Genomic DNA, 10379 nt, shown 5'->3' with positions numbered 1-10379 from the left:
ATTGCCTTACCTCAAAGCCACTAAATTCTCGCTAAGCGATCAAATCTTTATATTGATTGGTACTATTTTTACAAACGGAATAGCGCCCTCGTTGTATCGTGCTCTTTATGACTCGCGTGCTTGAGCGATACATAGGGCTCTGATGTTTTTTATATTTATCAAAAGCTATATCAGCGATTGAGATCGTAAAATTACAGATAAATGTGATCTATAGCCTGTAAAAAGTTATAAAAAGTTCTAAAAGAACCTATTTTGTAGAAGGTACTTGGCATTTTCAGGGTGAATTCGTTCGTTTAAATAGAAGATTGATGCGAGAGATTACCATTGCTCAGTTATTGAACTTGCTGCAATAGCTTGCTAGGAGAGCCGCTGACTTATCGAGATTAGAGCCATTTAGTTGATAAGGAGGTGATTATTGGGTGGAGTTTTAATCGCGGCTATGTGAAGGTTAGCTTCAATTGAGGTGATGTATTTAAGGCCTAGTCGATGTTTGAACTGATTTTTATCTCAAAAATTGTAGTCTCTATTTTTGCAGTGCTCGGCCTCTCTTTCATCGCTGAACATGTCAGTCCCAAGGTTGCAGGGATCTTATCGGGGTACCCATTAGGAACGGCTATTGCCCTTTTCTATATTGGGCTAGAGAATGGTGAGCAATTTGCGGCTAACAGCGCCGTGTTTACCCTATCAGGCTTTAGCGCTTCGCTTGTTTTAGTTTATGTTTACTATCAAGTCTCTTTGGCATTGGATAATAGTGTTAAACAGATATCAGTGCCGATGAACGCCAGCATTTCGTCGTTGTGCAGCATTATTGCTTTTCTCTTTGTTGGGCTTTTATTGACTCGGTTTGAACTGGCGATAATTCCGAGCGTGTTATTATCAATAAGTGCTATTTTTGTGTTTGGTTACTTGCTCAGGAAAATTCAAGATACAAGAGTAGTGGCAACAACATCGTTAAAAGGGCGGGGGTTATTGCTCCGTGCAATCGCAGCAGCGGCAATTGTTATTGCTATTACTGGCGTGGCAAAACTAATTGGTCCGAACTGGTCTGGGTTGCTATCAGCCTTTCCTATCACTCTTTTCCCATTTTTAATCATTATTCACCTTACATACGGTAGTAGGCAGGTGCACACCATTATCAAGCACTATCCATTTGGCTTGGGCAGTTTGTTAATTTATGCCGTGTGTGTTGCTCATTTATATTCAACGCTAGGCTTGGGGTTGGGGACTGTGTTGGCATTTGTTGCCGCAACGATATACTTGTTACTCTTGGCCTTACTTCAAAAACGATTATCGCGATAATCGCAATCTAAGCTGAGCGTTGTCGTTTACACTTGTCCTGAACGGATCTCTTTTTGAAGCATCGCCCAGTTAATCACACCAACGATATTTTCTTGGTGTTCTTGGTAGATGTAAACTTCACCACGGCGCTCTTTAGATAAAGTGAGGTAAACTTCATTTAGGGTGGCGGTGTCTGGTATACCTTGGATCGGATGTCTTGTTAAGGTGGTGGCGGTATCACTGGCTTGCAATTCAAGTTGGATCATCTCGACAGCGTCATTGGTATTACGCGCTAATACTGAACGACCTTCAGCGCGTTTTAGCACCTCTAATAGCAACTCATCATCGTCGCGAACAATCACAAACCGCTTATCCATAAGATGGCGCACGCCAACTTTTTGTAGACCTAGGTTCACTGGAGCAACCTTATAACCAAGCCCCATTATTTCAAGCTGTTTGAAGAATATCGATTTAGTTTTAAACCCTTGGTGTGAAATTAAGAACGCAGGAATAATGACGAACATTGACGGCAAAATGATTGAAGCGTTATCCGTTAATTCTATCAGGGCGACTAGAGCGGCTAGCGGAGCACTTAAACAAACCCCCATCATGCCGGTCATACCGATAATGGTGTAAAGGCCAATATAAGGTGCAATCGATGGGAACCACATAGCACAAATTAAGCCGAGTATTGTACCTAGCAGGGCACCTATCCCATATAAAGGACCGATTAATCCGCCGGGGATCCCAAGTCCAATAGCCGCAATAGTGGCTATCATTTTACCTATCAAAATTGCACTTAAAAACAAAATGCTTGGGTGTTCACTAATGGTTTCGGCGATGGCGAGTTCGCCACTGCCAATTGCTTGCGGTAAAGCCAGACCAACGAGTGTTGTGATAGCACCAGCCAGTAGGAGCCGCTGCATCAGTGGCCATTTTTGCCCTATTGCAGTAATGCTTAGCAAAGAGCGATTAAAAAAGGCCGCAATACAGCCCAGTACTATGCCAAACAGAGCCAGCAATGGATATTGACTAAGTGGGATCACAGCGACGCCGATTTGCTCGAACTCATGCACATTACCAAAAACAATCTGGCTAGTTAATGCGCCGCAAATTGCTGAGATCATTACTGGGAAAAAGTAGTGAATTTTGTATTCGCGTAACACCACCTCAAATACAAAAATAACCGCTGCTAGCGGCGCATTGAAAATGGCAGCGATACCCGCAGCGATACCGCTGGCACACATAATACGGACACTGTTATCGGGCAGTTTGAATTTTTCAGCTAATACACTGGCGCTAACGGCACCAAGATGAATTGCTGGGCCTTCACGACCAACAGAGAAGTTAGTGGCTAAGGCGAACAAAGCCTGAAAGAACTGACCGGGGGCTGATTGCAACGGGATTTTGCCATAATGCAATTTAACGCGGTGAATTACATAGGCAATTCCCATGCGTTTATATCGTTTAGATCCCATTTTTGCTACGCCCCAGATCAAAAAAGATCCGAAAAGCGGCAATAACACTCGCCAGTCATCGATGATATCCGTAAAATTCAGAGCTTGAGTCTGGGTATAGGTGTCAAACCAAACTAAGAGCAATCGAAAAAGCAGGATGACACCTGATGCAAACAAGGCAAAAAGCAATGCAAGTAGACACAGCTGAACACTGACTTTCGCTTGAGAAAGCGTGTCTTTAAGTTCAGTTCTTAGGTACTTTTTAGCTTGCTGCTGCATTTTTACGATTGTTTGATACACAGACATTTCCAAAATTTTTGATTGTCACATTTGCTTTCAAGTGTGATTCTTTTATTAAGGGGCTGTTACTTAATGGCAAATTATCATCGTTGGCTCGATCGCTTGCAAGTGATAGAGCGACAATTTCGAACTTCTGGTACATATTTATTCTTATTAGTGCTGACAGCCTTTGTTTTAGGGGCTTTGTGTTTTGATGTTGGTACACGTTACTTTCCTGCTGAAGTCGAACAACAGGCTGATAGAACCTCTGAGTTTACCGCACAGTTAAAAGAGCAAGCAGACCTATTAGCCGCGCGAAATATTGAACTGGCTTTGGAAAAGGCAGCAAACTCCAACATGCAAGCCATGTTTGTTGAGCAAGAGGGCAAGCAGAAGGAGCTTTCCCGTGAGCTGGCATTTTACCGTAGCGTGATGGCGCCAGAAAATAGTGCAGAAGGCATAGCGATTAATGGTTTAGAGTTAACGCCAGAGCTGTTACCACGTCAGTACCGGCTTAAATTGGTGCTAACTCAACTTGAAAAACGCCGTCGTTCAGTGTCTGGGCGCAGTGAAGTGAGCTTTATTGGCCTGCAAGATGGTAAAGCTAAGACCATTCAGTTATCTGAATTGAGTGAAGCAGCATTTAAATTTAAGTTTACCTATTTTCAGGTGCTAGAAACAGAATTCACTTTACCTGAAGGCTTCATCTTGTCTAGAGTGAAGGCTAAAGTCGTTGTACCAGCAAGTCGCTGGACTAAAGGGTCACAGACTGAACAGGAATATAGTTCACAAGAATTACTTGTGAATGAAAATGAGCAGAGCATATTACTTGAACAAAACGGTCAGGTATTAGATAATTCTGCACAGCAAATAGATGTAAGAGGTAGTAATGACTGAACAAGCTGAAGATGCTTTGCCAATTAGCTTTACTGATGCGGCTGCATTAAAAGTAAAAACCTTGCTTGATGAAGAAGAAAACGATGCCCTTAAATTACGTGTATACGTAACTGGTGGTGGTTGCTCAGGTTTCCAATATGGCTTTACTTTCGATGAGAAAGTAAACGAAGGTGACTTTACTGTAGAGAAGCAGGGTGTTCAGTTAGTTGTTGACCCTATGAGCCTGCAATACCTTGTTGGTGGTGAAGTGGATTACACTTCAGGCCTTGAGGGATCACGCTTTTTCGTGAAGAATCCAAACGCGACAACGACTTGTGGTTGTGGTGCAAGCTTCTCAGTATAAGCAAATAGCTTACTGATAACTGGCGGATTGAGTTCCGCCCATTAAAAAAGCCGTCATATAGACGGCTTTTTTGTGTCTGCTAGGAGCTGTAGAGCTGTCAGTTAGCTAGCTAAGCATCATCGTTTAAGCCTTGAAAGTTACTGAGCTCGAATAACAACTAAGCTCGAAAGAGCTACGGCCTCCTATTTAGCGCATAATATTGAGATTAACTTCACGATTAAAGTACAGGCTAACCTTACGATTGAAGGCTATCCACACTTGTACAATCGCTAACACAATCAATATGCTAAATATTATCCAGTCTGGCACTTGAGCTTTAAAGCTACCGATAGCAAAACTTGAAGGACCCGAAGCCGCAAGGTTCTCTGGATCGTACAATACGACAGGCAATATGCTAACAATAGCGAGTTGCAGTGAGGTGTATACCCGCAACATGATTAATGCCGCTTTTTGTCTGCCGATAATTGCCAGCACCATGAATAGGGTTAATATACAAAACAATACCCCTTGTTTGGCAAGCAAACCACTGACTGAAATTATCACTAAAAAAGCAAGTAGAGCGATAAGCCGTTTCGGCATGCTCACTTTGGTCGGTGCGGCAGTATTGTTAGCGGTATTATTGGTTTCCACTTTTTAATCTCTTTTGCAGGCGATAGGGATAAAGGCTAGCTAAATCGCTAGCCGTAAAGCGATAGTAATTAGTGACGCTTTTTAGGGGCTAAACGCTCTTCAAGCTCGTAAGGTGGGATCACTACACCTAAATCATCTTGTACAGGGAATACCGCTACAAACAAGTCGTCATCTTGCATACCCGGAACCCAACGCTCTAACCACTCATCAACTGGAATTGCGAGTGTTTGGCAATCTTTCCAGTCATCAACAGCCCAAAGTGCAGCAGCTTCTTCTGTTGGCCACATCGGGATGCAGTCTTCATCATCGGTGGTAAGCATTACGCAACCGTCTAGATCTTGTAATGACCATAACGTTTTGTGCTCTTTAACTTGCTCAACAAGGTAGTCGTAACGAGATTCTGGCGTCATTTCAGTAATTTGCTTTAAGCTTTTGCTTTTGTTGCTCATGGTGTACGTCTCTTCATTTTAAAGGGGGCGAGCGTAAGCTATGCACGCAATGCGCCGAATTGCTGTGGATAGTAACATTTCATGCCGGAATGAAAAAGAAAACAGAGCCGAATCGGCTCTGTTTTGGGGAATGCTATGTTTTTGGGTTAAAGAACTTATAGATAACGCCTGCGAGTATGGCGCCAATAATCGGCGCTACCCAAAATAGCCAAAGCTGAGACAGTGCCCAATCACCAACAAACAGCGCAGGTCCAGTGCTTCGAGCCGGGTTCACTGAAGTATTGGTTACCGGAATACTAATCAGGTGGATCAACGTAAGGCCAAGACCAATCGCTATAGGTGCAAAGCCTTTGGGGGCGCGCTCATCGGTTGCGCCCAAAATGATGATAAGGAAAAAGAGTGTCATTACTACTTCACACACCAGCGCCGCGGTTAAGCTGTATCCACCCGGTGAATGTTCACCAAAGCCATTAGAAGCAAAGCCGCCAGCTAGGCTAAAGCCATCTTGACCAGATGCTATCAGATATAAAATACCTGCACCTGCGATACCACCCAATACTTGGGCGATAATATAGGGCGCAAGCTCTGATGCTGGGAAACGGCCTCCGGCCCATAAGCCAACGGATACCGCTGGATTTAGGTGGCAGCCTGACACGTGGCCAATGGCGTAGGCCATGGTCAATACAGTCAGACCAAATGCAAAAGCTACACCCAGTAAACCAATGCCAACCTCCGGAAAAGCCGCGGCTAACACTGCACTACCACAGCCACCTAACACTAACCATAAGGTGCCGATAAACTCAGCCGCCATTTTTTGAGATATATTCATAAGTCTTAATCCTTGTTGATTTGACCGACATACCTCAATGAATTAACAGCGTAAATCCATTATGTGGGTTGATATATAAATTGCGCATTCGCTATTGAATATAAAGCATAAATTCAATAAATGTTAATTTGATGAACGAAATGACGCTTGCTCGCTTAGTGAGCAAGCGTGATGGGGGATTCGTTGAGCAGGTGTAATATAGTCTATTATACACTAAAGCGCGCTGAACTTGCCGCCTAGCAATGCTGCACGACTCGCACCAGTCACAGCCGGTAAATTACCTGGTAATCCTAGATGGAAGCGCATCGCTAGCCAAGCAAAGGCAATACCTTCAACCCATTGTGGATTAATGCCCAGTTCTGCGGTGGTTGTAATTTTATAGTGAGGTAAAAGCTGTTTTAGACGACACATGAGCTCGGTATTATAAGCCCCACCGCCACAGACATACATCTCGCCTGCTGTTGATAATGCTAATGTGTCATTGGCAATGCTAAAGCAAGTTAAATCAAGCAGCGTTGATTGAATATCGGCGTCACTAAGGTAGCTAAACTCGGCGAGTTGTTGCTCTAACCATGCTTGATTGAACAACTCTCTTCCGGTGCTTTTAGGTGCCGCTAAGGCAAAGTAAGGATGAGATAACAAATGCTGTAGCATTTTGTCATCGGTCGTTCCCGTTTTGGCCCAAGCACCCTCTTTGTCATAAGGTAAGTCTTGGTGATATTGGGTCCAGGCATCCATTAAGGTATTGCCTGGTCCGGTATCAAATCCCGTGACGGCATCTGTGTTGCCGGGCAAATAGGTAATGTTGGCGATACCACCAATATTCAAAATAATACGTTTATGTTTCGGCGTGGCAAATACCTGTTGATGAAACGCTGGCACTAGCGGCGCGCCTTGACCACCAAGGGCAATATCTTTACGCCTGAAATCTGCGATTACATCAATACCAGTTTCAGCAGCAATAGTATTTGGGTCACCTATTTGCAGGGTAAAGCCCATCTCAAGATTGGGCATGTGGCGAACCGTTTGCCCGTGGCTGCCAATAGCAATAACAGCAAGCTTATCAATACCAGCTTTATCAAGCAGAACGTTGACCGCTTTTGCAAACAGCTTGCCTACCGCTCGGTCGAGATGACCTAAACGGTTAATCTCATCATTGCCAGGTAAACAAAGCTTTTGTAAGTTTGTTAGCAGCGCCGTGGGGATCGTTTCTGAGTGATGCTCTATCAAAGATGGCGTATCACCACTGAATTTAACCAGTACCGCGTCAACACCGTCCATACTGGTGCCTGACATTAGACCAATATAATAGCTTTTATTCATAGTATTGATCTCTTCTGTTAGCCTTGATTGAGCAAACACTAATGTGATGCTAACTGTACTTGTTTATTGTGTTCAAGCTCACCCATTAGCTTTTTACTGACAATAGCAAACTGGGCTTGCTCTTTTTTAGCAATCGCTTGTGACTTTGGCAGCTTAACGGTGCGAGGGTTACGATGCACCCCGTTGACTATAAACTCATAATGTAGGTGAGCACCGGTGACTCGGCCAGTAGAGCCTAAAGTACCAATAATTTGTCCCTGCTTAACAGAGGCGCCTGTTTTCACTTTACGCTTTTTAAGGTGCAGGTACTTGGTGGTATAGGTGTCATTGTGCTTGATAAAAACGTAATTGCCGTTGTACTGATTATAGGCTGATTTTATTACGCGGCCTTTACCCGCTGCTTTAATTGGCGTGCCAACCGCGGCAACGTAATCGACCCCTCTATGAGCTCGCACTTGGCCTGTAACCGGATGCAAGCGGCGCGGATTAAAGCTTGAGCTTACATACTTAAAGTCGACCGGTGAGCGCAAAAACGCCTTGCGCATACTGCGACCTTCAGCAGAGTAATAGTTACCGTCTTTATAACGCACCGCAGTGTACAGATCACCTTGGTTAGTAAACTCTGCAGCTAGAATATTACCGTTACGCAAAAACTCACCGTCGGCATATTCCTCTTCAAACAAAATGGCAAAGCTGTCGTCTTTCCTAAGATCGAGCGCGAAATCAATGTCCCAACCAAATATGGTCGCCAGTTGCATGATTTGATTGGGGGTTAACCCAGCAGCAACACCGGCATTCCAAAAGTTATTTTCAATGGTTGCGTTGGCAAACTTGCTGCGAATTTCAACTTGCTTAGTGCTGATGCTCTCTTGATATTTATCATCAACTCGGTTGACGACTAAGGTTGAGATCTTGTCTAAATGGTAGCGAAGCTGCACCAGTTGACCATCATCGTTTTTCGCAATCACTAACTCATCGCCAGGCATGATTTTAAGCAGGTTCTTTTTGGACTTAGGCAATTGAGTGACATCGTAGACATCTTTTGCGGTTAAACCTGCACGGCTAAAGAGTGCTGCAAGGGTGTCACCACTCTTAACTTGAAAATGTTTTTCGTTTAATACTGGTTCAACATCTACTGTTGTTTGTTCTGTTTGCGCTTGATGACGGGAAGAGGCTTGCGCCAAAGGCTGTTTTCGAGCCTCTGCATTTTGCTGATTGATTGAATCAGAACCGGTTGGAGGAGTCGGTGTGCGAAATGCTAAAGGCACATCATAACGTGTATTTAAGCCATACTCACCGTTAGATGACACCGTTTGTTTCGATGCTTGAACATCATCTGACGGTATTAACACAATAATTAGGGTGACAAAAACTAAGATACAAAGGAGTATTTGATGTAATTTTGGCAGTAATTTAAATAAAGTTATAACCTTTCCCATTGACCTTGGTACCAAATTCGCTCTTTCTTAGTGATCCCCTTAGTGTACACACTTTCATTTGTGCTGGCTAACAAGTAACATTAGTCCCCAGATTTTATGATTAGGCTCCCAGGAGTAACCGCCGACATGGCTGATTTAGAGCAAGCATTAGCAGAAATTAAACGTGGTACTGACGAAATTTTACTTGAAGCGGATCTGCTGGAGAAGCTAAAAGAGGGTCGTCCACTAAAGATCAAACTTGGCGCCGATCCAACCGCGCCAGATATTCATTTGGGCCACACCGTTATTTTGAACAAAATGCGTACCTTTCAAGAGCTAGGTCATGAAGTGATCTTCTTGATTGGTGACTTCACTGGTATGGTCGGCGATCCTAGTGGTAAGAACAGTACTCGTCCGCCACTGACGCGTGAGCAAGTACTTGCTAATGCCGAGACTTATAAAGAGCAAGTGTTTAAGATTTTAGACCCTGCTAAAACCCGTATTGAATTTAACTCTAGCTGGTTAGAGCCACTTGGTGCAGCGGGTATGATCCGTTTAGCATCGCAGCAGACTGTTGCGCGTATGATGGAACGTGATGACTTTAAGAAGCGTTATGGTTCTGGTCAAGCGATTGCGATTCATGAGTTCATGTACCCGCTACTGCAAGGTTACGATTCAGTAGCACTTGAGTCAGATGTCGAATTGGGTGGTACCGATCAGAAGTTTAACTTGCTGATGGGACGTGAGCTACAAAAGTCATCGGGTCAAAAACCACAGACAGTGATCATGATGCCGCTGCTAGAAGGTCTTGATGGCGTTAAGAAGATGTCTAAGTCTGCCCACAACTACATTGGTGTGAGTGAGCCTGCCGGAGAGATGTTCGGTAAGATCATGTCGATCTCTGATGAGCTGATGTGGCGTTACTTTGAATTGCTATCATTCCGTCCATTGGCTGAGATTGAACAGTTTAAAGCGGATATCGAAGCTGGTGCTAATCCGCGCGATGTCAAGATTGCATTAGCTAAAGAGATCATTGCTCGTTTCCATGATGAAGCTGCAGCAGACGCTGCCCATCAAGAGTTTATCAACCGTTTCCAAAAAGGTGCACTTCCTAGCGATATTCAAGAGTTAGAAATTGCAGCAGGTGAAGGAATAGCGATTGCTAACTTACTAAAAGAAGCGGGTCTGGTTAGCTCTACATCTGATGCAATGCGCATGATCAAGCAAGGCGCAGCGAAGATAGACGGTGACAAGATTGAAGATACACGTATGCAGCTAACGGCTGGCACAACGGGTGTTTTCCAAGTGGGTAAGCGCAAGTTCGCTAAAATCACTTTGGTATAATACCAATCAGTATAAGAAGTTGATCTACTCAGAGCGTTTTTGGCAAGCTAATTCAAGGCAGGCTAATTCAAAGTGAGTAATGACATAATGGTTATTCCCTTATGAGTTTATTCAACGTAGAAGTAGCAAGCC

At 43.9% G+C, this 10379-nt stretch carries 10 protein-coding genes; 4 read left to right on the top strand and 6 right to left on the bottom strand.

The features are described 5' to 3' along the window. Window positions 1-486: 486 nt before the first annotated feature. Entirely contained in the window at window positions 487-1299 is an 813-nt protein-coding gene (locus tag AB4238_RS13520) for a hypothetical protein (protein ID WP_372033896.1), read from the top strand. A gap of 26 nt (window positions 1300-1325) precedes the next feature. Here the strand turns inward: AB4238_RS13520 and AB4238_RS13515 are convergent, their stop codons facing one another. Then, entirely contained in the window at window positions 1326-3041 is a 1716-nt protein-coding gene (locus tag AB4238_RS13515; RefSeq protein WP_372033895.1) for a chloride channel protein, read from the bottom strand. A gap of 66 nt (window positions 3042-3107) precedes the next feature. Here AB4238_RS13515 and AB4238_RS13510 point away from each other — a divergent pair, with 66 nt between their 5' ends. Both AB4238_RS13510 and erpA read left to right on the top strand, forming a co-directional pair. Continuing rightward, window positions 3108-3911, top strand: a complete 804-nt coding sequence (locus AB4238_RS13510) for a DUF6776 family protein (RefSeq protein ID WP_372033894.1) — start codon at window positions 3108-3110, stop codon at window positions 3909-3911. Next, entirely contained in the window at window positions 3904-4254 is a 351-nt protein-coding gene (gene erpA / locus AB4238_RS13505; RefSeq protein ID WP_020913868.1) for an iron-sulfur cluster insertion protein ErpA, read from the top strand. The genes AB4238_RS13510 and erpA overlap by 8 nt, the downstream gene beginning before the upstream one ends. Window positions 4255-4440: 186 nt before the next feature. On the opposite strand, the gene AB4238_RS13500 is transcribed toward erpA, so the two are convergent. The 5 genes from AB4238_RS13500 to AB4238_RS13480 form a co-directional block, all read right to left on the bottom strand. Then, window positions 4441-4884 carry a hypothetical protein gene (locus tag AB4238_RS13500; RefSeq protein WP_372033893.1) on the bottom strand — a complete coding sequence of 148 codons (444 nt, stop codon included), beginning with the start codon at window positions 4882-4884 and terminating at the stop codon, window positions 4441-4443. Window positions 4885-4952: 68 nt separating this feature from the next. Beyond that, window positions 4953-5333 (bottom strand): DUF2750 domain-containing protein, encoded by a 381-nt coding sequence (locus AB4238_RS13495; RefSeq protein ID WP_220739072.1) that lies wholly within the window; start codon window positions 5331-5333, stop codon window positions 4953-4955. Between the two features lie 133 nt (window positions 5334-5466). Beyond that, window positions 5467-6162, bottom strand: a complete 696-nt coding sequence (aqpZ, locus tag AB4238_RS13490; RefSeq protein ID WP_372033892.1) for an aquaporin Z — start codon at window positions 6160-6162, stop codon at window positions 5467-5469. 213 nt (window positions 6163-6375) lie between these two features. Next, the gene (locus AB4238_RS13485) at window positions 6376-7485 is read right to left on the bottom strand and encodes an anhydro-N-acetylmuramic acid kinase (protein ID WP_372033891.1); all 1110 of its coding nucleotides are present in this window, start codon (window positions 7483-7485) and stop codon (window positions 6376-6378) included. Window positions 7486-7523: 38 nt separating this feature from the next. Then, a complete protein-coding gene (locus tag AB4238_RS13480; protein WP_372033890.1) occupies window positions 7524-8924 on the bottom strand; it encodes a peptidoglycan DD-metalloendopeptidase family protein in 1401 nt (466 codons plus the stop codon). A gap of 126 nt (window positions 8925-9050) precedes the next feature. Here AB4238_RS13480 and tyrS point away from each other — a divergent pair, with 126 nt between their 5' ends. Beyond that, window positions 9051-10247 carry a tyrosine--tRNA ligase gene (tyrS, locus tag AB4238_RS13475; protein ID WP_371991804.1) on the top strand — a complete coding sequence of 399 codons (1197 nt, stop codon included), beginning with the start codon at window positions 9051-9053 and terminating at the stop codon, window positions 10245-10247. Window positions 10248-10379 lie beyond the last annotated feature (132 nt).

Source organism: Shewanella sp. 10N.286.45.A1 (assembly GCF_041470405.1).
Lineage (GTDB): Bacteria > Pseudomonadota > Gammaproteobacteria > Enterobacterales > Shewanellaceae > Shewanella.
The sequence above is the reverse complement of the archived record's forward strand: the minus strand, read 5'-3'. Positions and strand labels throughout refer to the sequence as shown.